This window comes from Rhodanobacter sp. Soil_C_14 (assembly GCF_057657335.1).
The window spans coordinates 290,310-313,667 of sequence record NZ_JBDGIQ010000004.1 but is presented as its reverse complement, the minus strand read 5'-3'; the positions used below and the strand labels follow the sequence as shown (position 1 = coordinate 313,667).

The 23,358-nt window shown below is 64.0% G+C and carries 18 protein-coding genes; 5 read left to right on the top strand and 13 right to left on the bottom strand.

Translation table 11 applies throughout. The features are described from left to right. Positions 1-24 precede the first annotated feature (24 nt). Complete coding sequence (locus tag AC3A56_RS12085) at positions 25-1,236, top strand: RNA polymerase sigma factor (RefSeq protein ID WP_487770485.1); 1,212 nt, start codon at positions 25-27, stop codon at positions 1,234-1,236. Positions 1,237-1,345: 109 nt separating this feature from the next. Here the strand turns inward: AC3A56_RS12085 and AC3A56_RS12080 are convergent, their stop codons facing one another. Continuing rightward, entirely contained in the window at positions 1,346-1,894 is a 549-nt protein-coding gene (locus AC3A56_RS12080) for a YdeI/OmpD-associated family protein (RefSeq protein WP_487770484.1), read from the bottom strand. A 177-nt stretch (positions 1,895-2,071) separates the two neighbouring features. Between AC3A56_RS12080 and AC3A56_RS12075 the strand changes: the two genes are divergently transcribed. Continuing rightward, complete coding sequence (locus AC3A56_RS12075; protein WP_487770483.1) at positions 2,072-2,401, top strand: hypothetical protein; 330 nt, start codon at positions 2,072-2,074, stop codon at positions 2,399-2,401. Between the two features lie 274 nt (positions 2,402-2,675). Here the strand turns inward: AC3A56_RS12075 and AC3A56_RS12070 are convergent, their stop codons facing one another. From AC3A56_RS12070 to AC3A56_RS12060, 3 genes are all read right to left on the bottom strand, one after another. After that, positions 2,676-3,104: a DUF1801 domain-containing protein gene (locus AC3A56_RS12070; RefSeq protein WP_487770482.1), complete on the bottom strand. Its 429-nt coding sequence runs from the start codon at positions 3,102-3,104 to the stop codon at positions 2,676-2,678. A 147-nt stretch (positions 3,105-3,251) separates the two neighbouring features. Beyond that, a complete protein-coding gene (locus AC3A56_RS12065) occupies positions 3,252-3,596 on the bottom strand; it encodes a YciI family protein (protein WP_204108966.1) in 345 nt (114 codons plus the stop codon). Positions 3,597-3,683: 87 nt separating this feature from the next. Beyond that, positions 3,684-4,592, bottom strand: coding sequence for a LysR substrate-binding domain-containing protein (locus tag AC3A56_RS12060; protein ID WP_487770481.1), 909 nt, complete (start codon positions 4,590-4,592; stop codon positions 3,684-3,686). Between the two features lie 105 nt (positions 4,593-4,697). Here AC3A56_RS12060 and AC3A56_RS12055 point away from each other — a divergent pair, with 105 nt between their 5' ends. After that, complete coding sequence (locus AC3A56_RS12055; RefSeq protein WP_487770480.1) at positions 4,698-5,216, top strand: lipocalin-like domain-containing protein; 519 nt, start codon at positions 4,698-4,700, stop codon at positions 5,214-5,216. 75 nt (positions 5,217-5,291) lie between these two features. On the opposite strand, the gene AC3A56_RS12050 is transcribed toward AC3A56_RS12055, so the two are convergent. The 5 genes from AC3A56_RS12050 to AC3A56_RS12030 all read right to left on the bottom strand — a co-directional run bounded on the left by AC3A56_RS12050 (position 5,292) and on the right by AC3A56_RS12030 (position 13,465). Next, entirely contained in the window at positions 5,292-7,373 is a 2,082-nt protein-coding gene (locus AC3A56_RS12050) for an alkaline phosphatase D family protein (RefSeq protein WP_487770479.1), read from the bottom strand. Between the two features lie 185 nt (positions 7,374-7,558). Further along, the gene (locus AC3A56_RS12045; RefSeq protein ID WP_487770478.1) at positions 7,559-8,362 is read right to left on the bottom strand and encodes a hypothetical protein; all 804 of its coding nucleotides are present in this window, start codon (positions 8,360-8,362) and stop codon (positions 7,559-7,561) included. Between the two features lie 234 nt (positions 8,363-8,596). Next, on the bottom strand, positions 8,597-9,595 hold the full coding sequence (locus AC3A56_RS12040; protein ID WP_162248788.1) for an alpha/beta fold hydrolase: 999 nt from the start codon (positions 9,593-9,595) through the stop codon (positions 8,597-8,599). A gap of 250 nt (positions 9,596-9,845) precedes the next feature. After that, positions 9,846-12,308 carry a hypothetical protein gene (locus AC3A56_RS12035; protein WP_487770477.1) on the bottom strand — a complete coding sequence of 821 codons (2,463 nt, stop codon included), beginning with the start codon at positions 12,306-12,308 and terminating at the stop codon, positions 9,846-9,848. Positions 12,309-12,661: 353 nt separating this feature from the next. Beyond that, positions 12,662-13,465 (bottom strand): DUF3667 domain-containing protein, encoded by an 804-nt coding sequence (locus tag AC3A56_RS12030; RefSeq protein ID WP_487770476.1) that lies wholly within the window; start codon positions 13,463-13,465, stop codon positions 12,662-12,664. Positions 13,466-13,966: 501 nt separating this feature from the next. On the opposite strand from AC3A56_RS12030, the gene AC3A56_RS12025 reads away from it, so the two are divergent. After that, on the top strand, positions 13,967-14,983 hold the full coding sequence (locus tag AC3A56_RS12025) for an alpha/beta hydrolase (protein WP_487770558.1): 1,017 nt from the start codon (positions 13,967-13,969) through the stop codon (positions 14,981-14,983). Between the two features lie 232 nt (positions 14,984-15,215). On the opposite strand, the gene AC3A56_RS12020 is transcribed toward AC3A56_RS12025, so the two are convergent. Then, positions 15,216-16,133, bottom strand: coding sequence for an NADP-dependent oxidoreductase (locus AC3A56_RS12020; RefSeq protein WP_487770475.1), 918 nt, complete (start codon positions 16,131-16,133; stop codon positions 15,216-15,218). 213 nt (positions 16,134-16,346) lie between these two features. Between AC3A56_RS12020 and AC3A56_RS12015 the strand changes: the two genes are divergently transcribed. Further along, a complete protein-coding gene (locus AC3A56_RS12015; protein WP_487770557.1) occupies positions 16,347-17,045 on the top strand; it encodes a transposase in 699 nt (232 codons plus the stop codon). Between the two features lie 544 nt (positions 17,046-17,589). On the opposite strand, the gene AC3A56_RS12010 is transcribed toward AC3A56_RS12015, so the two are convergent. From AC3A56_RS12010 to AC3A56_RS12000, 3 genes are all read right to left on the bottom strand, one after another. Next, positions 17,590-18,330: a hypothetical protein gene (locus tag AC3A56_RS12010; RefSeq protein WP_487770474.1), complete on the bottom strand. Its 741-nt coding sequence runs from the start codon at positions 18,328-18,330 to the stop codon at positions 17,590-17,592. 647 nt (positions 18,331-18,977) lie between these two features. After that, complete coding sequence (locus tag AC3A56_RS12005) at positions 18,978-19,550, bottom strand: ParA family protein (protein WP_487770473.1); 573 nt, start codon at positions 19,548-19,550, stop codon at positions 18,978-18,980. 30 nt (positions 19,551-19,580) lie between these two features. Beyond that, entirely contained in the window at positions 19,581-23,117 is a 3,537-nt protein-coding gene (locus tag AC3A56_RS12000) for a methylmalonyl-CoA mutase family protein (protein WP_487770472.1), read from the bottom strand. Between the last annotated feature and the right edge of the window lie 241 nt (positions 23,118-23,358).

Below are 23,358 nucleotides of genomic sequence, written 5' to 3'. Positions count from 1 at the left end.
CAGGCACGCCGTACTGCAGACGCCGTGGCGCGTCGCAGCTACGGCAAGCTGGTCGCGTTCCTGGCCGCCGCCATGCGCGACGTGGCGGCGGCCGAGGATGCGTTGTCCGAGGCATTCGCGTCCGCGCTGGCGGACTGGCCGCGCAACGGCTGTCCCGCCAATCCGGAGGCATGGTTGCTGACCGTGGCCCGGCGCAAGGGCATCGATGGCATTCGCCGCCGTCGCAGTGGCGAAGCGGTCGCCGCACAGCTGCAGCTTCTGGCGGAGATCGACGACAACGCAACGGCGATCGCGGATGACGAGGCCATCCCCGACCAGCGCCTCGCGCTGCTGTTCGCCTGCGCCCATCCGGCGATCGACGCAGGCATCCGCGCACCGCTGATGTTGCAGGCCGTGCTGGGGCTGGATGCGAAAACGATCGCCTCGGCGTTCCTCGCATCACCCGAGGCCATGGGCAAACGCCTGGGACGGGCGAAACAGAAGATCCGCGAAGCGGGCATTCCGTTTGCCATCCCCGCGCGCGACGAGCTGGCCGGGCGGCTGGACGGCGTGCTGGATGCGATCTACGCCGCCTATGCGGAGGGCTGGAGCGATCCCGGCGGCACCGACCTGATTCGTCGCGATCTCACGGCCGAAGCGCTGTTCCTCGCCGACCTGGTGGCCCGGCTGCTGCCGCAGGAACCCGAGGCGCTGGGTCTGCTGGCCTGCCTGCTGCACGCGCAGGCCAGATGTGGTGCACGCCGCAACGCGGCGGGCGACTACGTGCCGCTGGCCGAGCAGGACGTCACGTTGTGGGACAACGCGATGATCGACGAGGCGGAAGCACTGCTGTTGCGCGCCAGCACGCTGGGCCGCATCGGCCGGCATCAACTCGAAGCCGCGCTGCAGTCCGCGCATGTCGAGCGCCGCCGCAGCGGGCGCACCGACTGGACGCCCGAAGTGCAGATCTACGATGCGCTGCTTGCGCTCTCCGGCTCACCGGTGGTCGCGCTCAACCGCGCGCTGGCCATCGCCGAACTGCAAGGTCCGTCCGCTGCGCTGGATATCCTGGAAACACTCGCCGCCGACGGGCGGCTGCTGCAATACCAGCCTTACTGGGCCGCACGCGCGGCCTTGCTAGCCCGAACCCATGCCTATCCCGAAGCCCGCGACGCGTTCGACATGGCGATCGGCCTGGCCAGCGACCCCGCCGTCCGCCGTTTCCTGCAGGAACGCCAGGCCGCGCTGCCGCGCTGAATTCAGCGCGAGGCAACCGTCGAGCCCGCGGCCTTCCCGCGCATGCAGGCGGATCTTCCTGATGCGTCGCTGCATCGAGGCCATCCGCAACCCGTGCCGCGCCAACGCCTCATTCGGCCGCTTTCGGCGCACTGAAAGCCTTGCTGTAGACGCCCGAGCGATCGAAGCAACAGGCGCGACGCTTGCCGCTGGCAAGCATGTCGCAGGCCGTGCGGATCCGTCGTTCGCGCGTCTCCGCCTTCTTGCCCGAGCTGATCCAGTGAATCCAGTCCCGACGTGCCACGGGCGTGATGTCGTTCCAGGACGCAAGAGCCGTGGGCTGGGCGGCGAGTGCCTTGCGCAGATCGGCGGGCAGCTTCGGCTCCGGCTCCACCTCGACCGGTGCGAACGCCAGCTGGATCGTGTCACCCACGGCGACCCCGGCGGCTTCCCGCAGAGCCTGTTCCACCTTGAGCCAGTGGCTGCCCTGTCCGTCCGGCTCCAGCGTGGCCTGGAACGGATGGCCGTCGAGCAGTCCGTCCACCGTCACCATGCTGCGTGTCGGCAGCTTCGCGCTCGCTGCCGTCGGCAGCACCACGAACGCCCAGCTCGCGTCTTTCGGAATCGCAGGGCGCAGCAGCTTCGCCCTGCATCGGACCGTGTCGGCGGAATGATTCATGGCCAGGGATGGTAGCCGAGGGTCACAGGCCATGCCGAGCGGAGTTCATGCTCCGACACCTTTGCGCTACCTTTACCCGGATCAGCGATGCACGAGGCAGACGCCATGACCCACGACGCCAAGCCCTGCGCCAGCCGCGTGCCTCCTCCGCACGTGCCGCCGGTTTTCATCGAGGGCATGCGTTATGCCCAGGTTTCCGGCGCACTTGAAACGGATGGCCAGATCGGCGGCATGCTCGCCGCGTGCGACGCCTCCCATCGCGAAGTGTGGCGGCTGAAGGTCTACGAAAATCCGCGTCGTCCCGAGCTGGAAGGCGACGTGCAGGACGTGTGGTTCCGCTCGCTGCGCGTCGAAGGCGGCAAGCTGCTGATCGAGAACGAACGCGGAGAACGGTTCGAGGTCGATCCCGCGACACGACAGGTCTGCCGCCGTCCGGCGCCGGCCGCCGCACCCCGGTCCGAACTCGATCCGCTTTCAGGCCAGCCGCGCATCCTCCGGCCCGGGTGATCACCAGCGGGACACGGGGCAGCTGCACTTGTCTGTTCTGTCGCCAGGAGGTGCGTCCGCCGCATGCACGCCGGCACCAGCGGCCTCGACAAGCACAGCGAAACGTCGCCGGTCCGACGATTCAGAGCCTGTGAAGAAAACCACTTCCTGTGGTTTTCTTCTATCGCACGTCCGGTACATGCCCGGACGTGCTCACCTGAATCAGTCACTTGCGTGACCGATCCACGTCCGGCCATCCATGGCCGGGCTTCGAGGTTGAAAAAATCGCAACCTCTCAGCGCTTCTTCCCGCCGAAACCGGGGATGGCCGTGGCCTGTTGCATCCACGTGGCGACCTGGTGTTCGTCGAGTTCCTCCACCGACGCGAGGTCCACGCCGCGCGAGTCCTTGCCCATCCCGATCGGCTTGACCGGCGGCACGGGCTGCAGCGAGGTGCCGCGGCCGAAGGTGAGCTTGACGTGGCCGATGAAACCGCCGCACGAGAAGCACCAGCCATCGCCGACGCCGTACCACGCCATGCCCCACTTCACCGAGCGCTTCAAGTCCGGCAAGGTCCTGGCCGCCAGGGCATCGACGGATTCGGCGATGCCGCGTTGCGGTTGCGGCAGGCTGCGGATATAGGCAAAAACCGGCTCGTCCCCTTCCCTGGCCTTCGCCGAGCTGGCCCGGCCGGTCATGGCCGCCAGCAGCTTTGTGGCGACCACGGGCTCCGCCCTGGCGACCCGGCTGGCCCCGACCTTTGCCACCTTGTCACTTGTCTTCCCGGCATCGACTGCGCGTGTCATTTCATGCTTCCCACAAACAAGAAAGGGGCAGAATGCGGTGGTCCCATCCGTCGCATTTCTTCCGGACTACGACTTGAACCGGCGAACTTCCTGGGGCCAGCCGCAGGCTTCGGCCAGCTTGCCGGCCCATCGCCTCGCCGCTGCCTCGTCGGCCACGTCGATCGCGGCGAATCCGCCCAGAAACTGCGGATTCCGCACGTAGGGCCCGTCGCTGAATCTCAACGTGCCGCCGGTCGCATCCGCGGTGAAGGCCGCGTCCGGATCCTCCTCCAGGCCGCCGGCCAACAGGTAGACTCCGGCCGCCTTCATTTCTTCCACCACCGCCCTGGCCAGCGGACCGCGCGTCGCGAACCACGCTTCGGAATGCTCGCCGACCCACGGCTGGTTGAAGTAGATCAGGTATTCGCTCATGCCATGCCTTCCGGTTGCGCAGTCGTGGCTGCCTTCCTGTTCACGACGAACAGGAGCCGGCCATTTCGACAAAGCGGCGACACCTTGTCAGCGGTCGCCTGGGCCGCTTCCCTTCCTCGCCGTCTGGCCCAGGTGCAGCTGCGCCTGCTCCATCACGGCTTGCCGCAGCCGGGTCAGCGCTGCCGACGACACGCCGGGAGCGGTGTGCAGGCACAGCTCCACGCCCGGCAGCGGCGGCAGGCCGTGCTGCTGGCCCAGGCGCATCAGCGTGGACGGAAGATCGGCGGCCGTGCGCACGGTGATGCCCAGCCCCGCGCCCACGCCCGCCCACAGGCTGTGCAGGCTGGCGGTGACGAAGGCCGGTCGCCACGCGATGCCGGCCCGATCCAGCGCAGCCGTGCCGGCCTGGCGAAAGAAGCACGGCGGCTGATAGAGCGCCAGGTCCAGCACGCTGTCGGGCCGCACGAGCTTGCCCGTGCCTTTCGGCCCGATCCAGCTCATCGGCAGCGTGGCCATGTGTTCAGCGTCCGCGCGAGCGCCCTGGTTCATGGCCAGCACCAGGTCGAGCTCGCCGCGGTCGAGCCGTTCGAGCAGCCGCCGGTTGGGTTCGACCAGCACGTCCGCGCGCACCGCCGGATAGGCCTGGCGGAACTGGCCCAGCGCCGCCGGCAACCATGACTCGGCGAAATCGCCCGGCAGGCCGAAACGCACCGTGCCCTCGATCGCCGCACCACGCACCGCATGCACGGCCTCGTCGTTGAGCTCCAGGATGCGCCGCGCGTACGCCTGCACCCGATCGCCCGCCTCGGTCAGCACCACGCGGCGACCCTGCTTGCGAAACAGCGGTTCGCCCAGTTGAGCTTCCAGCTTGCGCATCTGCTGGCTGATCGCCGACGGCGAGCGACTGATCCGCTCCGCGGCACGGGCCAGGCCGCCCAGGCGCAGGATCGCCACCAGGCTGCGCAGTGCATCCATGTCGAGGTTGGGGAGCGGCATCGGTAAGCAATTCGAAAGTGTCGGCCTCGAATTATTCGCTTTTTCCGCAGGCTTTCAAACCCTACGATCGGTGTGGCCTCCCCCGATTCGACAGAGGAAAACCCCATGAACCCGCGCCGCCGCTTCTCCCGTCTTGCCGCCATCGCCTGCATGCTGCCCGGCCTGGCCTGCTCCGCCGGCACTCCGGCAAACGACACCCATGGCGAAATCTCGCTGGCCGGAACCTGGACCCTGGTGGCGGCCGACGTGCTGCATCCGGATGGCTCGCGCTCGCGCGACTACGGCGACGCGCCGAAGGGCCTGCTGCTGATCGACCACGCGGGGCATTACTCGCTGCAGCTCTACCGCAGCGACCGCCCCCGCTTTGCCGACCCGAGCAAGGCCAGGGCGACCGCGCCGGAATACCAGGCAGCCGTGATGGGCTCGAGCACGCACTACGGCACGGTCGCGGTCGAACCGGACCACCATCTGGTGTTCCGCATCGAAGGCGCCTCCTTTCCCAACTGGGAGGGACAGCAGCAGAGCCGCAGCTTCGAGTTGCGCGGCGACACGCTCAGCTACCGGGTGCCGCCGCGTCCGGACGGCAACGTGCCCATCTCGGTCTGGCGGCGCATCGGCGACTGAGCCGCACGACAACACCAGTCACCGACAGCTACGGAGTTGTTCCCGGCATGTTGTTCCGTCTTCTCGTGCGGGTTTTCACACCGCCAGGCCCGGATCGCCCTCCACCACCGTCTGCCGCATCCGCGGTCGCTCGCCGGCTTGCCACAGCGGCACTTCGTGGCGGACGCGATAGCGCAGCGGGCCGCCGTCCGGGCCCGGGCTGCGCTCGATCGGGCGCGGGATGCAGACGAAGTCGGTGGCCATCGTGCTGGCGTCGACGCGGATGGTCGCGTAGCCGTGGCCGCCCATGTCGACGAAGGCGAGGTGCGGGGCCAGCTCGGGATTGCTGACGGCGTGCGCCTTCTTGAGATCGCCGCTCCTGGCGAACTCCAGCGCCGAGCGCACGCCGTGATGCATCAGCAGGTTGACGGTGGGCTGCGTGGGTCCGTCGCCCGGATTGGCGACGTACAACGAGCGCAGCGGATCGTCCTTTTTCAGGTTGTGCTCGGAGGCTTCGAGCATCCCCGGTGAAATCAGCGAGCCGCCCACGAAGGTGACGCCCACCGGTTCGAACGCGGCGGGCGGCAAGGCCTTGGCCGCGTAGCCGGCCCAGAAGCTGTGGCGATCGCCGGAGACGATCGCGAAACCGGTGATGCCCTCGTCGCGCACGGTGTCGAAGATCTCCGCGCGTTCGTGGTACGCGCCGCCCCAGTCGCTGGTGGCCATCACGGCATAACCTTCGCCGGACCATGCGCCGAGTGCGGGCGGAAGGTGCTGCGGGTCCACGCGCCAGTCGGGCGTGCCCAGCGAATTGCCCCAGATCTTCCAGGTGGCTTGCGCGCCGCGCAGGCGTTCGAGGAACCAGGCCTTCTGCTTCGCCCCCAGCAATGTCTGCGCCGCTTCGCCGGCGCGGTAGTTCGCCACGCTCTTGCCGCGGAAGGACAACTTCGCCGGCGGATGGCCGCCGGCATAGTCGCGGCCGCCGTCGATCTGCATCGCCAGCTCCTCGGGCACCCAGCCGAGTTTGTCGCCTTCGAACAGCGGGTTGATCTCGTCGTGCGACCCCGGGTCGCGCGAGCGGAAGCTGTGCTGGTCGGTGAGGATCAGGTCGATGTGCCGGCCCCAGCGCAGGGCGCGGTACACGATCAGGCTGTTGATGGCGGCGAGGTTGTTGGCTTCGCGCCCCAGTCCGTCGTCGTCGAACTCGGTAACCAGGGTATCGACGACGTGCGGCGCGGCGAAGCTGTCCAGGCTGGCGCCCGGTGCCGCGACCCGCGCCGGCTGGTATTCGAACCAGGCCTGGTTGGCGGCGACCTTGAGCGTCTGCGCGGGCACCCAGCCCTCCGTGCCGGGGAACTCCTGGATCGACTGCCAACCCTGCCAGGAGAATTCGTGGTTGTCCCACACCGCCACGAACGGCCAGCGCGCACGCGCATCCTGCAGGTCCGGGTCCTGCAGGTAGCCGTGGTAGAGGGCGCGGTAATCTTCCAGAGAGGCCGGCACCCAGTAACGGTTGTTGGCGACCGTCTTGCCTGTCGGGTAGTGCACCGGGAACGTGATGCGGCGGTCGTAGCGATGGCCGTCCTTGACCTGGTCAGGGTATTGCACGACCTCGTAGACGAAGTCGCCCAGGTGCAGCACGAAGCCGATGCGGTCCTCGGGCGCGGCGCGCTCGTCTTCGAAGATCATGCGCCGATACGCATTCAGGGCGCCCTCGCAGACGTCCTGGCAACTGACGAAGGCGAAGCGTGCCGGTCGCGCGTCGTCCGGCGCGGGGGCCGTCATCGTGCGGCCGATGCGGCTGCCGTTGCCCTCCTCGTCCACGAAGCGGTACCAGTATTCGCGGGCCGACGGCAGCTGGCCAACCAGCACGCGGCAGGTCCAGTCCGACGCGGCCGACACCCGCGCGGCCGTGGTCGCGATCACTTGGGTAAAGTCCGGGTCCTGCGCCACCTCGACCCGCAACGTGGCGCTGGTGCGCCCATCCGCATACGGACGCCGCGTCCACAGCAGGACGCTGTTGTCATCCGGATCGCCGGAGGCGACGCCTTGCGGATACACCTCACGCCGCTCGCGCCAGCCGCTCGACGAAGGACGCAACGGCGTGCACCCCAGGGCCAGCGCCGCACCCAGCGTGGCGGAAAGCTTCAGGAACTGTCGGCGGTCCATGGTCGGCATGACGTCTCTCCCCCGCAGCGGATCGTGGCGATCGGTGCGGGGAATGCTGGACCTGACGGCGGGCCGAGGGAGTGTGCCGGAAGTACCGGGAGGCACTGGAGCTCGCCACCACGAACAGGCGGTGGCGAGCAACTTTCATTGGCCATGTCCCTTCAGGTCGGCGTCGCTATTGAAGCCCGCGAGCACTACCCCGGAAAGTACCGATCGACATCCAGCGCCTTGATCCCCGAGGGATGCGCCTGCGCCTGGTAATTTTCGATCGCAGGGTCGTCGTGGGCGCGGCAATTGAGGTAGCGATAAGACGACGCGACTTTCGGGATCGCCTTGTCGAACACGTTTTTGCAAACGCTGCATTGCCGCTTGCAACCATACAGCGCCAATGTGCCGCGCACACTGTCGGGCACCCGACTCAAGGCCGCGAGCAGCTTCTGCTCAGCATGCTCGTTATCCCCCGAACCCACGGTACCTTCGTAGTTGCCGGTGACAAAAACGATGCCCGCGACAGCTGGCGCTGTGCCCGTGCCCGGTGGCTGCAGCGCGTAGCCGACGGGCTTCTTGCCGGCAACTGGCAAGGCGCCAAGGGCAGGCGGATAGGTCAGGTCACGCTTGGCCCCGGCATCGTCGAGGCCGGCAAGTTCGGCGAGCAGAATTTCCGCGGGTGAACCCGGCGGCACGAAAATCTCCTTCGCGCCGAGCTTCATGCGTTTGAAGACGCGTGTCTGGCAGGCCTCGACATGCTCGATGAGTGCCTCCGGCGTCCCGATCAGCAGCTTTTCGAGTATGGCTTTCTGCAACACGGTGTCGGCATCGTCGTTGTTGGCGACCCACAGCGCATCGCGCACGAAGAGTATCTGCGTCTCCTGCAGATTGCCGCCGCCACTGATCTTCGGTGCTCCCGGCCCCATCAGATAACGCAGGTCGCCATCCGCCTTGACCCGTGCGGCAGCGAGGTTGAGGTACAGGGCCACCTGGTTCATTGAGTAAGCCATGGGAATCCTTTCGATGGTCGAAAATCACGAGACGGCAGTACAGCCCGCGCAGGAGTATCGAGCAAAAGGCGCGCCGCGGTCGATCAGCGATTTGTTGCGCCATGGCCCCTGAAGACTCGCGATCAAAGGGCGCGATCAGGTAGAAGAATCCATCCCGGAAGGAGTCAGCTTCGCGGGCAGGCGAGACTGCCCGATTACTCCGTGTACCGAGCGGCTCCGCCGATCGCACTCTCGTCAATGGCCGTCCAAACCATCGCGCAGCGCCTCGGCGAACGCCTGCGGCTGGTCGATCCAGGCGCAGTGCCCGGCATCACGGATGACGCGAAGGCGGATCTTTCCCCCCAGGGCGGACCACAAGTGGGCCGACGGATCGAGATAGTCGCTGTCGCCCTGGATGACGGTGATCGGCACCGGGTGCGCCGCGATCGCCGGACGCACGTCCCAGGCAGGCATGCTCGCGGCAATCGCCGCGCCCGCCGCGTGGTTGTAGTAGATGCCGCCGCTGGTGAGCTGGCGCCAGCGCTCCACGTGCACCAGGTCCAACGGCGCGTTGTAGCGAATGCGCAAGCGCATCCTCGCCTGCCGCGGTGTGTCGCGGCCCTTGTCCGACGGCAGGCCGGCCTCGGCCAGCGCCCGCGCGATGGCGTCTTCGCGCGACATCATGGCGGTTTCCCGCTGGTCCAGCGCCTTGTCATAGGCATCCGCCATGGCCTTGTCCATCACCGGTGGCAGGGAGCCGGCCAGAACCAGGCGCTCCACGTGCGCGGGATGGGCCCGGTAATAAGCCATGGCCAGCAGGCTGCCGAACGAGTGCCCGAACAGCACCAGCCGATCGCGGCCCAGCGCGACGCGCAACGCCTCCAGGTCATCCACCATCTGGCGCATGGTCAGCTTGGCCTCGGTTCCCGCCGGCACCGGCGACAGGACGCTGCCGCGCTGGTCGTACAGGACGAAGGCATGCTGTTCCAACTGCGGGCGCAAGGCGTCGATGATGTAGTGGAAATCGCGCCCCGGACCGCCATGCAGGAACACCACCGGCGAACCCTGCCCGATCTCGGTCACGAACAACTTCGCCACATGATCCGTCGTCGGCAGATACCAGGCGTTCTGCTGCACCTGGTTGAAGACATCGCGCTCCCCTGGCTGCGCCGTCCCGTCAACGTCGGCCGCATTCGCGGCGGAGCATGCGAGGCCGGCAGCCAGAAGCAAGGCCAGAGGACGAAGTACGCGCATGGCTGCCATCCTTCATGAAGACACAACGAGGTTATGGCGACAGGTGGTGGCAAGCAAACGCCACAAGTCATTGGTTGCCTGGCTGCTGCGTTCCAGCGCAGCAAGCACGGCATGGCGCGCTGGCCTCGCATCGCTACGGACGATCGCAAGTCGCAGACAAGCAGAAAGGCCAGCTCTCATTGCCGCGCCTGACACGCCATTGCACGCCAGGCGAGACATCAACAAAGCCGCCCACGCGGCCGTGCGGAACCTAGGGCGAACCGAGCGCAGTGCTGCTGCCGCTGTTGCGGGCTGACATGAAGACCTGTGAAGTGCCTGCGCACCACGCCTGGCTCCAGCTGGCGCCGGGCGCCAGGCCCCAACGTGCGCTGCAATCCCACCCGTTGGGCGTCATCGAGCACATGCGTACGTCCACCGGCGAAGAGCACTGGTTGGTGACCGAGGCCGACGTGCCCTTGCCACACGCATGATTGGGGCCGACGACCGGCCGGCTCACGCAGGTGTTGGCATCGGTCAGCGTGGACGCCGTGCCTGCAGCTGCGGCCGACGCCCTCTGCGCCTGGTGTTGCGCCTGCATCTGGGCCCGGGCCTCGGCCTGGGCTTGGCGTTGCGCCTGCTGCTGCGCCTCGAACTGACGTGCGATCTCGTACTGGCGCTGGGTGGCCTGGCGCGCGTTCTCGGCCTCACGCTGGCGCTGCTCGGCCTGGGCTGCCTGTTGCGCGTACTGCTGTTGCAGCCGGTACTGCTCCTGCTGGGCCTGGACCCGCGCCGTGGTTTCGTTGAGGCGCGCGATGGAGTCCGCCAGCCCCTGCTCGGCGGCCGACGCCGTCGCATTCCAGGCGGCAGCCTTGCGGGCGCGCTCGGCCTCGAACTCCGCATCGTCCTCGGCCTCCTGCTGCTGCCGCGCCAACTCCTGCGCTGCCATCGCTTCGCGTTCGGCCTGCAAGCGTCGCTGCTCTGCCTCCGCTGCAAGCCGCGCCTCTTCGCGGCGACGCGCCTGCCACTGCTGCCATTGGGCGATCCATTCGGGCGTACCGGGAACGTCGTAGGACTTGACGATGCTGGTCCACGCCCCGTCCCTGAAGGCCTGCGTGGTCCACTGGATCCCACCGTCGGGCAGCGCCTGTAAAAGCGAGCGCGACCTGAGGCCGTTCGGCTGCAACACCGATATCTTCGTGACATCCCCATTTTCGATGGCCACCTCAAGCACGTAGGCGACCTTGGGATCGAGCGGCACGCCAATCACCTTCTGGTGTTTGGCGTTCCACCGAAAGACGTCGATAGCAGGGCCTTCCTCGCCTGCCGTGATGCGCTTCCACACGAGTTCCGCCTCGGGGACGGCCCACGCATACACGTAGCCCTTGTCGGGCGAACTGGGCGGATCGCTTTCAGGCTCGGTCCTGAAAGCGAATTGTGGCTGGTCGACCAGCCTGGCCATCAGGCCCAGGTGCGTCGACAGCCGCTCTTGCGGCGGCGCGTTTTTCGCCGCGCTTTTCTTGCCGGCGGCGGCGCCCTTCTTCGCGGCCGGTTTTTCGGGCGCCGGCTCGTGGATTTCGATGGCGAAGCCATCGGCCTGCCGCTTCGCAATCAGCGCCACGAGTGCGTCGCAGAAGCGGCTCTTCCGCTCCGTCGCGGACGCGCACATGTCCTCGAAGCTGCCCTGCAGCGAGGCATCGAAGTCGGACAACGCCGGGACGGAAGGAGCCGCCTCGGTGGGCGTCGCGCCGCCAGCCGCAGCGACGGCGGGTGCCTGCTCCGCCTTGCCGGCCCCTGGCGCGGCAACGGTAGCGGGCGAGGCGGGCGCCGCCGGCGTAGCCTGCGCCAGGCGAGCCGCCGGCGGCGGCAAGGTGCCTGCCAGGCGTTGCATCTCCCATGACTTCGTGACCACGCCGTCGCGCAACGTCACGTGGTCGTAGGCGACCCCGCCTTCCTGCAACGACACACGGAACGGCTCCGCACCCTTCGTTGTCCAGACCACCGACCCGTCGGGTTGCACGGTGCCCTCGCGCACGCCCTTGCCGTCCTCGGTGACGTAACGCAACGCGCCGGCGCCTGCGATGGTGATGAACGCCTTGCCCCACACGTCGCCGCGGTCCTCGACGAGCGTGTCCTTGTCGCGCCACGACCAGCGATAGAACAGGTTACGGCCAGCACTCATGTCCGCCCCGGCCAGTCGCGCGTACACGCCCCAGGCCGCCGGGTCGGCCGGTGCCGGCGTGGGCTCCGCGTCCGGAATCAATTCGAAGCGCGAGTCCGCCGTTGCCGCGGCAACCGACGTTATCGCCCCTTTGCGCAGCTTCACCCTGCGCATCTCGATAACGCCGTCCGCGGCAAGCGAGACGCGGTAAGGCATCTTGAGCAGGCCCGAGCCAGCCCACAGCACGCTGCCGTCGTTCTGCAACGTGCCCAGCCACTCTTTGTGCATATACGAGCTGACCAGACGCAGCTGGCCGGGGCCTGGCCCGGGCGTGATCACGTTGCTGTAGTCCAGCGTGCCGCTGCCACGCAGGACAAACTCCTCGACCAGTTCCGCGCCCGGCTTCGCCCAGTGCCAGCGCACGATATACGTCTGGGCGCGTCGCTGTGTCCCGGCGACATTGGCATACGGGCCCCAGACAGCGGGATCTGCCGGCGCCTGCGCCAGTGCGGTCAGACTGGCGAGACACAGGAACAGAGCCGCGATGCGGCTCGCGAGACGAGCAATGGCTGGCATGAAATCCCCCCGGATACGCGATGAAAGATAGCATCGCGGCTGGCCGGAAGACCATCCGGGTGGCAGCTATTGCGGCACCGTCCAGGGAAGGTTCGGCTGCGCCCACGGCGGGCCAGCGCGCAGCATGAGGCTCAATTTGCCACGCCCTTTTTGGTTGTGCTTCGGGGAGGCACCCGATGGTCACGCAACCACGACCTGCAACGGGTGGACTTGACTGTCTCCGTTCCGGTTTCAGCAGCAAAAGAATAGAGGGGTCAGGTTCATTAAAACTTCCAGTTAAATGGACCTGATCCGTTATCTGCGGGAGTGACGAGCTTGAGTCAGTGCCAGTCGTCCCTGGCGCGTTTTCCCTTTTAGCCAAGCATCGACATGGAGACCAATACAAACCCTGCGGCAGCAGAGATCAGAGAGCTGACCACCGTGAACAGGATGAAGCCCAGCAAGGCGCGCAGCGCGGTCTTCCAGCGCGAGGAGCTCTGGAAGTACTGCACCAGTGAAAAGACCAGATAGAAGAAGGCAAACGGAACAACCCACATTTGCGCGCTTGGCAGCCACCTCTGGACGAGTACGGCAGCCGCCATGAAAATGAACGTCTGCACAGTCAGGAAGGCCGAGATCACCAACCATTCGGGGTAGTTCAGCCCCCTGCCCTTGAAGGCCAACCAGAAGGCCCCGGCCTGAAACGGCAGGAGAAGAAGCGTAAATGCGGCCAGGTGTGCATTGATCCAGTCTTTCACCGCAACGGCGGTCTTGGCCGACGCTGCAGCCGCTGCGCCTCCCTCAACCCCGACGCTGGAGCCCTCCACATAACCGGCGCCAGCCTGCAGGGAGGGACCGATCAGATCGCCGCCCAGCAGAAACTTGCCAAGCAATACCACCAGCGCCGCCGAGATCATCAACAGCAACATCGGCTTGACCTGGTTGGCGCGCCGCCCTTCGATGTAGTCGCGCATCAAATGGCCCGGCCGCAGCATCAGCTCCTTGAGCGAATAGAAGATGCCCCGGTCCATGTGCAGCACACTGTGCTCCAGCTCATGCCCAAGGAAATGCCAATCGATGCGGTGTGCGGGCGTGGTTTGGCCGCAAGTGGGACAGAATTTCTGGTCAGGACCGGCAATGGCGCGATCGCAATTGGCGCAAGCGCCCGATTGAAGCATTCTCACTGTCTGCCGCCCCTTGAAGTGTCCTGCCTGATTTTTACACGAGCACGAACAGGAAGCGCGACCAGATCAAAGAAAAACCGCGTCTGATCATGGGGGGCGGAAGACCGGGTCAAACCGCACGGGGTCGGTTTCGCTTTCCCGTGCCAATGGGGTCCTGCCAACGAGGCCAGCTCAACCTGACCCCGTCTCGCTGCTTTCCCTCAGGGAAGGCCCAGCCAACGCGGAGCGGCGGTCTGCCTCCGCCGCCCCCGGCTGACGACGTGGGCGGCGACGTGGCCGAGCCCTCGCCGGAGACGTTCGCCAGTCCACTTCCGGTTGCTGCTTGATCGGGTCGCCGGGGCAAAAGGCGTCAGGGACAATTTGAACGTCAACGTCCGCCGTCAAAAATTGTCCCTGACACCTTCTTGCTGAACTTTTTGCGCCGCCTCAAGTCGATGAAGACGCCCTGCCCGCGCCTCGGTCCGGGCCATCGACGGGAGACATTCCTTGAACAAGATGCATCTGAAAGCTGGCGGCGCCCTTTTACTGGCCATGATGCTCGGCCAGGCCATGGCCACTGAAGCCAGCCACGCCACCGCGTCGCAGCGCATGCCGGACAGCTATGCGCAGGCGGCAAAGCTGATCGACCTGGGCGATGGCCGCCATCTCAACCTGCGCTGTTCGGGCAGCGGACCGCAGACCGTCTTGCTCGAGGCTGGCGCAGTCGCCGATTCCTCCACGTGGTTCAAGGTGCAGCCGCTTCTGGCCGCCCACGCGCGCGTCTGCGCGTATGACCGGGCCGGCTTCGGCTTCAGCAGCGAGGGGCCGATGCCGCGAGATCTCGACGCCGACGTGTCGGATCTGCACGCGCTGATCCAGCAGGCCAGCCTCTCGACCCCACTGGTGATGGTGGGGCATTCGCTGGGTAGCAACATCGTTCGGCAGTACGCAAGCCGCTATCCGGCGGACGTGGGCGCGATGGTCCTGCTCGATCCGCCCGCGCAGGACATCGGCCGGTTTGCCCCCGCATGGCAGAAGGACGAGGACACCCTCTCGGTACAGCGGTTCGCGTTTCTTCGCCACTGTGAGGCCGCCGCCGAAAAGCACGAACTGACATCCACCCATAAGGAACTGAGCCAGTGTCTCGGCGGGCCCGATCCGCACGCCAGCGCCAAGCTCAACGCGGTGAACCTGTCCCTGATGTCGAAGCCGGCGTACTGGCATACCGTGCTGTCGGTACTCCAGGCCAATGTCGAGGTGTTCAAGCAGCCCGTGTCGAAGCAGGAGACGCACGGCTCGACACCCCTGATCGTACTGTCCGCCGCCAACACCTATGCCGATGCGCTGCCGCGTGACCGCAAGGGGCTGGAAGACGCCCGTGCCCACACGCAGGCGCAGATCGTCGCCACATCCTCCCGCGGCACGCTGGTACACGTTCCGGACAGCTCGCATGACATTCAGATCGATCAGCCGGACGCGGTGGTCAAGGCGGTCAGGCAAGCGCTGGGGATGACGCAGCGCGCAGCGAAGTAACGCCGCCCTACCAACAATGGTCGGACACAGGCATTGCACTTGGGATCTGTAGCGCCTGCGTGCGTATGCCAGCCAGGAACGCGCCCTTGGTGACGAACGCTTCCAGCGCTTGGTGGAAACCGCCCTCGGATGCCCTGCCGTGTACCGCCCGCGTGGGCGGTCACCGCGGTCAAGCATCCAGGAAGACACCTAATTAGCCACGCCCCCTTTACTCTCGACCCGGCCTCGTTCTTCACGGACGAACGCGAATGATCGTCTTCCCGCTGATTCGCCGGGTCGGGTTGAAAGCGGCGACGGCATCGTCGAGGGTGGCGATGTTGCCGATGTTCGTCCGCAATCTGCCGTCCCGTACGCGCTGGACGATCTCGCCCAGTTGGGCGCGGCTGGACTCGACCACGAAGTCGACCGCCAGGCCATCGACGGGCCGCGTTTCGGCCGGCGCGACAATGGTCACCAGCGTTCCGCCGGCTCGAATCAGGCCTGCGGATCGCTTCTGGATGTCGCCGCCGATCACATCGAACACCAGATCGACCTTGCCGACGTCTTCCAGCGCGTCGTTGTCGAGATCGACGAACTCCTGCGCGCCGAAGTCGAGCACCTTCTGACGGTCGGCAGCGCGCCCGGTGCCGATGACATAGGCGCCCGCTTCACGCGCGAGCTGCGTCACCATCGACCCGACCGCACCGGCCGCGCCATGCGCGATGATGCTCTGCCCAGCCCGAAGACGGCCGTGTTCGAACAGTCCCTGCCATGCCGTCAGGCCCGAGATCGGCAGGCTCGCGCCCACCGTGAAGTCGACGTCGCCCGGCAGCGGCGCGAGGTTGCGCGCCTCGATCGCCACATACTCCGCCAGGGTGCCGTCGCGATACCAGTCCGCGAGGCCGAATACCCGCTGCCCCACCGATAGCCCGGCCGTGCCGTAGCCCAGCGCAGTGATCACTCCAGCCAACTCGTGCCCGGGAATCGTCGGCGTCCTGCTGCGGTCGAGTCGATCGGTCCAGGTCGATGGCCACGTCAGCTCGGTTCCGACGAATCCCGACGCATGAATCTGCACGACGACATCGTTTATTGCGGCCTGCGGCTCGGGGCGCTCCACCAGCTTCATCCCGGCCGTTCCCGCGGCCTCGTCGGTTACCACGATCGCCTTCATTGTCATTGTCTCCTCGGTTTGTCCCTTGGGTGGACATGTCGTCGAAATGGAAAGGTCATTGGTTATTCGATGCAAAATGTAGAGTGGTTACCTAAAGCGCCAGAAAACCAAAACCGGGGTCAGAGTGCACTTCTGACGGAAGTTCGCGGAATGGCCCGACAGACGGAACCCGCAGCACTGGGAAACTGGAGCCATTCCAGCATGGACGCCGCGATGCCCCGCCAGCCACGACTCGATCTTGCCTACATTCCCCAACACGTCGTCCAACGCGGCAATGATCGCCAACCTTGCTTCTTTACCGACGTAGACCGTGTGCGCTACCTGCAAGACTTGCGCGAGATCTCGATGCGCGAGGGCTGCAACGTCCACGCGTATGTGCTCATGACCAATCACGTACATCTCTTGATGACACCCGCCGCCAGTGGCCAGATTGCGCGCGTGATGCAATCCCTAGGGCGACGTTACGTGCGCTACATCAACGATCGATACCGGCGCACCGGTACCTTATGGGAAGGTCGCTACAAGTCGTCACTGGTAGATCGGGAAACCTACTTGCTCCATTGCTATCGCTACATCGAACTCAACCCGGTCCGCGCTCGCATGACCGCCGACCCGCTCGACTATGCCTGGTCAAGCCACGCACACAATGCTTTCGGCCACGACGACCCTTTGATTCATCCCCACCCCGTCTATCTGGCGCTGGGACGAACCGACGAGGAGCGATACAACGCATACCGCACCCTCGCCATGGAAAACCTGTCCCAAAATCACCTCGACGCCATACGCGCGCATCTTCAACGACAGCACGCGCTGGGCTCAGTCCGCTTCCGCAGCGCTATCGAAACGCAGCTGTCACGCCGCGCAGGGCCGGCAAAAATCGGACGTCCGCGCAAAGTGCCTCAAGGAGAATAAACCTCGAAAAGTGCACTCTGACCCCTGTTTTTGACCCCTGTTTTTGGTTTAATCGCGTAGGCCTCAGTCGCCAAGAAGACATAGCTATGCCCACGACATTTGTAGCCAGCACTATCTAAACTAAAATGAGCAAGTTCATGGGCCAATGTCGCACGAAGAGCTCTAGGCCGTCCGTTTACGCTGTGCGCATATTTTGCGCTCACCCCAACTCTCATATCATCGCGAAAAAAAATAGCACATCGTGTTTCATTATCAGTACCATTTGTGCCCAACAGCTCCAGGGTAAGTGGCGGCGGATTCGAAATACCAAGTACCTTAGCGACACGCAAATATAGTCCGACAACCCTCTTCTCGCGATTAGAAAAATCCATAGCACACTCCTAACGCGAAGAATAGAAAGAACCAAGGGGACCGGGTTCATTTAAAACTCCCAGTTAAATAAACCTAGCCCCTTATTCGTCGGATTGAATTAACTTGACTCCATTCCGTGTTTCTATCGTAATAAAATGAAGGGGCATGCATTAAATACTCTTAAATGTTTTAGTTAGATGTTTATGCCCAACTGAGCCTTCACGTCCTGGCGAATTTTTGGAGGAAAATTTGCACTCAAGACTTTCCTGAATAGTGGATGCGCTGCACCGTGAAGTTGACTCGCGAACAACCCGAGAAAAATGAGTAGTGACGTTCGAACACTTTGCGTCTGTAATTTTTGCCAAGCCCTAAGCCTCGATAAGTCATCCGTGGCTATCGCCGGATAAGCCGACGCGCTCGTCATCCGAAAATCAACCTTTGAACCATGAACTGATCCTGATAGTTTCGAATACTCGCTATCCAGCCGTTGAGTCGCACTCTTCACCACAGAATACTTCTTTAGCTCCGGGTGTTTCACACAATACTGTCTCAGCACCTTGGGCTCCAAGCGAAGTTCGCCAACCTTCCACTGAGCCAACTCAACTGGATGGTCCTTGAAGTAAACAAAGGCTAGATAACTTTCCATGAAGGATCGCAACGAAATTAACGCGGATCTCCACATCCCACTGGTTGCGTGAACATGCGAGGTGAGCAAATCGTTATGCGCTTCAATGAAGAAGCCAATTACATCATCGCTCAGCGAGACTAGGCCGACCTCGTGCCATCCGCGAAACGCGCAGATTAATTTATAGCTGCTAAGGAAAATTTTGTCGTTCGCGGAAAGTGCGCCCTTAACATTTGCGTTACTCGCTTCTGCGGCGACCTTGAACGTATCGTAATTAGCGCTGAACTCCGCCTCGATCGTCACTGGCATATTACTAATTCCGCATCAGAACCGAGAAAGCGTCCAAGAGGGCTTGGGACGAATCGCCGCGTGCTCCGCGCTTAGAAATACTACGCAAACGCGCTCGTCCTTCCGGATGGTCTGCGAAATAGCTCACGATTTTCCCCATCAAGTCTCGTGACGCATGGCGGGGCTCAATGACTATTGGCAAGTCTAACTCGTGTATAAAGTCAACCCAATCGGACTTTGTGAATTTGGAGAAACCAACCAGAGCGACCAGCGCGGACGGGTCACTGTGTGCACTAGACCTGAGTTCGTGGTCGCGATATCTCGCACGCTTGAACTCTTCATCTAGCGGGCCTTCAGGCATCGAACGCAACAACCGAGCCAACATAACGAGAATATCTGCCAACTCATGTGTAGATAAATTAGTACGTTTCATGCGCCGATCCTACCAATTATTTCAAGTGAAAGGTTCGTAAATTCGTTAATGGCGTCCTTATCGCTCCCAACAAAGATTGGCTTTTGCCTCGAGGCAGTCTCACTTACTTGAACTCGTTCTTTTATTTCGCTCTCAAGAACTTCGGCCCCAAATTGTTTCCTAAGCGCCGAAACGATTTCATCCCTATAAATAGCGGGACGTCCAATCCGTGTCAACGCGATACCAGCAAGATCAATTACATGGGAAATATCGCACAGAAACCAGCCACCCTCGTTTTGAGAAGAGCCACCCCTATGCTTGAAAGATAGTCGGGGGAGACTGGGATCACATAATAGTTGCTCATCGCGAGAGCATTCTGGGTGGGGATTGTTAAATTTGGTGGACAGTCGCAGATGATTAAATCGTAATTTTTCTTGAAATCTTTCATTGATCTCGCAAGTTTTGTTTCTCGCGCAGTAGCGCCGGCCATATCGAGATCAATGGTAAAGAGATCTAAATGTGACGGAATCAGGTCAACATTGTCGAATACATCTTTAATGACGACTTCTTCTGGCTTTTTTTCCACACCCGTTGCACCAAACGACTTTCTCGCACCAAGAATATCCGCGACAGTTCCATGAGAAAGAGAATGGTCTTCCCATTGCTTAGCGGTGATGCATGAAAAAGTCGCATTCGTTTGCGGATCCAAATCAACGAGAAGAGTTTTTAGACCTGTTTGTCCAGCATACGCAGCAAAATTTACTGCGAGCGCCGTTTTCCCTACACCGCCTTTCAAGTTAACGCACGCGACCACTATTTCCTTTGCCATATTCTTCCCCTGAATTTATGCCGGACCAGCTCACATATTCCTCCGATACTCCCCCCCGACTTCATACAACGCATGACTAATCTGCCCCAACGAGTTGTACTTAACCGCCTCCATCAACCGCTCAAACACATTCCCCCGCTCCCTTGCTGTGTCCTGCAGCGTCCGCAAGCTCCCCGGCACCAGCGCGTTGCGCGCCTCACCATACATCTTCACATGCGCAATCTGCGCCCCCTTTTCCTCCTCCGTCGAGCGGATCAACTCGATCTCGGTAGCAATCTCCCCGCCATGATCCTTCGGCAGGAAGGTATTCACCCCGATCAACGGCAACGAGCCATCGTGCTTCTTGTGCTCGTAATACATCGACTCTTCCTGGATCTTGCCGCGCTGGTACATGGTGTCCATCGCGCCGAGCACGCCGCCGCGCTCGCTGATCGCCTCGAACTCCTTGTACACCGCTTCCTCGACCAGGTCGGTCAGGGTGTCGACCACGTAGCTGCCCTGCCAGGGGTTCTCGTTGAAGTTGAGGCCGAGTTCCTTGTTGATGATCATCTGGATCGCCACGGCGCGGCGCACGCTTTCTTCGGTCGGCGTAGTGATCGCCTCGTCGTAGGCGTTGGTGTGCAGGGAGTTGCAGTTGTCGAACAGCGCGTACATCGCCTGCAGGGTGGTGCGGATGTCGTTGAACTGGATTTCCTGGGCGTGCAGCGAGCGGCCTGAAGTCTGGATGTGGTACTTCATCATCTGGCTGCGGCTGCTGGCGCCGTAGCGCTCGCGCATGGCGCGGGCCCAGATGCGGCGGGCGACGCGACCGATCACGGTGTATTCCGGGTCCATGCCGTTGGAGAAGAAGAAGCTGAGGTTGGGCGCGAAGTCGTCCACCTTCATGCCGCGGGCGAGGTAGTACTCGACGATGGTGAAGCCGTTGCTGAGGGTGAAGGCGAGCTGGCTGATCGGGTTGGCGCCGGCTTCGGCGATGTGATAACCGCTGATGCTGACCGAGTAGAAGTTGCGCACCTTGTGGTCGACGAAGTACTGCTGGATGTCGCCCATCATGCGCAGCGCGAATTCGGTGGAGAAGATGCAGGTGTTCTGCGCCTGGTCCTCCTTCAAGATGTCGGCCTGCACGGTGCCGCGCACCTGGGTCAGCGTTTCGGTCTTGATGCGCGCGTAGGTTTCGGCATCGACCAGTTCATCGCCGGACACGCCGAGCAGGCCGAGGCCGAGGCCTTCGTTGCCCTTGGGCAGGTCGCCCAGGTACTGCGGGCGCTGGCGGCCTTCGTAGAGCTTGGCGATCTTCTTTTCCGCTTCCGCCCAGCGCGCGTCATCAGCGCGCAGGTACTTCTCCACGTTCTGGTCGATGGCGGTATTCATGAACATCGCCAGGATCATCGGCGCGGGGCCGTTGATGGTCATCGACACCGAGGTGCTGGGCGCGCTGAGGTCGAAGCCGGAGTACAGCTTCTTCATGTCGTCCAGCGTGGCAATGTTGACGCCGGAGTTGCCGATCTTGCCGTAGATGTCCGGGCGCGGCGCGGGGTCTTCGCCGTACAGGGTGACCGAGTCGAACGCAGTGGACAGGCGCGTGGCGGCGCCGCCTTGGCTCAGGTAATGGAAGCGGCGGTTGGTGCGCTCGGGCGTGCCTTCGCCGGCGAACATGCGGGTGGGGTCTTCGCCGCTGCGGCGGTACGGGTAGACGCCGCCGGTGTACGGGTAATGGCCGGGGAGGTTTTCCTTGCCGAGGAAGGTGACGAGTTCACCCCAGTCCTTCGACTTCGGCGGGGCGACTTTCGGGATTTTCTGGTGGCTCAGGGATTCGCGGTAGTTGTCGACGCGGATGACCTTGTCGCGCACCTTGTATTCGTTGACGTCGGCGGTGACCGACTGGTACAGCGCCGGCCATTCGCGCAGCTGGTGAATCGCTTCGTGGCTGAGTTCCTTCAGGGCGGCGTTGTAACGCTGGCGCAGGGTGACCAGCGAGCGGTCGCCTTCGGCGTGCAGGTCGGCGCTGCCGTACAGGTCGAGCGGGCGCGGGAGCTTGTCGTCGCCCAGTTCCTTCAGCGACTCGTAGTAGTGCTGCGCCTTGCTGGCGAACTCGGCCTGGGTCTCGATGCCCTTGTTGATGGCGCGGCCCTGCTCGGCGATCTCGGCGAGGTAGCGCACGCGAGCACCGGGGATCAGCACGGTGGCGCGCGGTTCCTTGAGCGTGGTGTCGAGTTGCGGGGCCCAGCTGCATCCGGCTTCGGCTGGGGCTGCCCCACCCTGCCCTCCCCTGGAAGGGGAGGGTTCCAGAGCGGGCTGCCCTGCCTTGGAAGCGGCCGCGCCCAGATGCAGCTTTCCGCGCATCAGGCGGCACAGGTTGGTGAACATCCAGGTCACGCCGGGATCGTTGAACTGGCTGGCGATGGTCGGGTAGACCGGCACGTCGTCGTCTTTCACGCCGAACGCGGTGTGGTTGCGCTTCCACTGCTTGCGCACGTCGCGCAGCGCGTCTTCGGCGCCACGCTTGTCAAACTTGTTGAGCACCACCAGGTCGGCGAAGTCGATCATGTCGATCTTCTCCAGCTGACTGGCGGCGCCGTAGTCGCTGGTCATCACGTAGACCGGAAAGTCGACCAGGTCGACGATCTCCGAATCGCTCTGGCCGATGCCGGCGGTCTCGACGATCACCAGGTCGTACGGCTGGCTCTTCAGGAAGTCGATGCAGTCGTGCAGCACCACGCTGGTGGCGGCGTGCTGGCGGCGGGTGGCCATCGAGCGCATGTAGACGCGATGGCTGCGCAGCGAATTCATGCGGATGCGATCGCCCAGCAGTGCGCCACCGGAGCGGCGACGCGTGGGATCGACGGCGAGCACGGCGATGCGCATCTCGGGAAACGCGTGCAGGAAGCGCAGCAGCAGTTCGTCCACCACGCTGGACTTGCCGGCGCCGCCGGTGCCGGTGAGGCCAAGTACCGGGGTCTGCTTGCCGGCCAGCTTCCATTCCTTGCGGAGGCGTTCCAGCTCGGCGTCGCCGAGGCGGCCTTCCTCGATGGTGGAAAGCATGTGGCCGATGGAGATTTCGTCGTCGACGTCGACCTTGCTGGCGGCGGTTTCGACGCGCTGGTCGACCGCGGCGCGGGTGCGGTTCATCACGTCCTCGATCATCTCGACCAGGCCCAGCTTCATGCCGTCGTTCGGATGGTAGATGCGCTCGACACCGTAGGCCTGCAGCTCGCGGATTTCCTCCGGCGTGATGGTGCCGCCGCCACCGCCGAACACGCGCACGTGGCCGGCGCCGCGCTCGCGCAGCATGTCGACCATGTACTTGAAGTACTCGACGTGGCCGCCCTGGTAGGACGACAGCGCGATCGCGTCGGCGTCTTCCTGCAGCGCGGCGCGCACCACGTCCTCGACCGAGCGGTTGTGGCCCAGGTGGATCACTTCGGCACCCTGCGACTGGATGATCCGTCGCATGATGTTGATGGCGGCATCGTGGCCATCGAACAGGCTGGCGGCGGTGACGAAGCGCAGCGGGGTGGTTTCCGTCTGCGGGGCGCTGGCGGGGACGTGCTTGGCGGGGGAACTCATGGCAACTCCGGCATCGATGCTTGAACCTGTCGATTCTAGTGGATCGACGGCGGGCTCGCGGGATTGCCGGCGTACCTTGGCGTACGGACATGCGGCTGTACCGCCCCTTGCCATCGACGCGCGCGCGGGGGGCCTCACGGCCGTCATTCCCGCAAAAGCGGGAATCCATTGGCTTCTCGCAAAGCCGAAGGTGGATTCCCGCTTTCGCGGGAATGACGGCAACAGAGCGTGGCCTGGAGGC

Bases quoted from the DNA above. Each gene is read 5' to 3' on its own strand.
- AC3A56_RS12000 (WP_487770472.1), bottom strand. From the start codon at position 23,117: ATGAGTTCCCCCGCCAAGCACGTCCCCGCCAGCGCCCCGCAGACGGAA.
- AC3A56_RS12005 (WP_487770473.1), bottom strand. From the start codon at position 19,550: ATGGCAAAGGAAATAGTGGTCGCGTGCGTTAACTTGAAAGGCGGTGTA.
- AC3A56_RS12065 (WP_204108966.1), bottom strand. From the start codon at position 3,596: ATGAGCGAATACCTGATCTACTTCAACCAGCCGTGGGTCGGCGAGCAT.
- AC3A56_RS12010 (WP_487770474.1), bottom strand. From the start codon at position 18,330: ATGCCAGTGACGATCGAGGCGGAGTTCAGCGCTAATTACGATACGTTC.
- AC3A56_RS12060 (WP_487770481.1), bottom strand. From the start codon at position 4,592: ATGCCGCTCCCCAACCTCGACATGGATGCACTGCGCAGCCTGGTGGCG.
- AC3A56_RS12050 (WP_487770479.1), bottom strand. From the start codon at position 7,373: ATGCCGACCATGGACCGCCGACAGTTCCTGAAGCTTTCCGCCACGCTG.
- AC3A56_RS12035 (WP_487770477.1), bottom strand. From the start codon at position 12,308: ATGCCAGCCATTGCTCGTCTCGCGAGCCGCATCGCGGCTCTGTTCCTG.
- AC3A56_RS12020 (WP_487770475.1), bottom strand. From the start codon at position 16,133: ATGAAGGCGATCGTGGTAACCGACGAGGCCGCGGGAACGGCCGGGATG.
- AC3A56_RS12040 (WP_162248788.1), bottom strand. From the start codon at position 9,595: ATGCGCGTACTTCGTCCTCTGGCCTTGCTTCTGGCTGCCGGCCTCGCA.
- AC3A56_RS12015 (WP_487770557.1), top strand. From the start codon at position 16,347: ATGCCCCGCCAGCCACGACTCGATCTTGCCTACATTCCCCAACACGTC.
- AC3A56_RS12030 (WP_487770476.1), bottom strand. From the start codon at position 13,465: ATGCTTCAATCGGGCGCTTGCGCCAATTGCGATCGCGCCATTGCCGGT.
- AC3A56_RS12080 (WP_487770484.1), bottom strand. From the start codon at position 1,894: ATGAATCATTCCGCCGACACGGTCCGATGCAGGGCGAAGCTGCTGCGC.
- AC3A56_RS12075 (WP_487770483.1), top strand. From the start codon at position 2,072: ATGCGTTATGCCCAGGTTTCCGGCGCACTTGAAACGGATGGCCAGATC.
- AC3A56_RS12055 (WP_487770480.1), top strand. From the start codon at position 4,698: ATGAACCCGCGCCGCCGCTTCTCCCGTCTTGCCGCCATCGCCTGCATG.
- AC3A56_RS12045 (WP_487770478.1), bottom strand. From the start codon at position 8,362: ATGGCTTACTCAATGAACCAGGTGGCCCTGTACCTCAACCTCGCTGCC.
- AC3A56_RS12025 (WP_487770558.1), top strand. From the start codon at position 13,967: ATGCATCTGAAAGCTGGCGGCGCCCTTTTACTGGCCATGATGCTCGGC.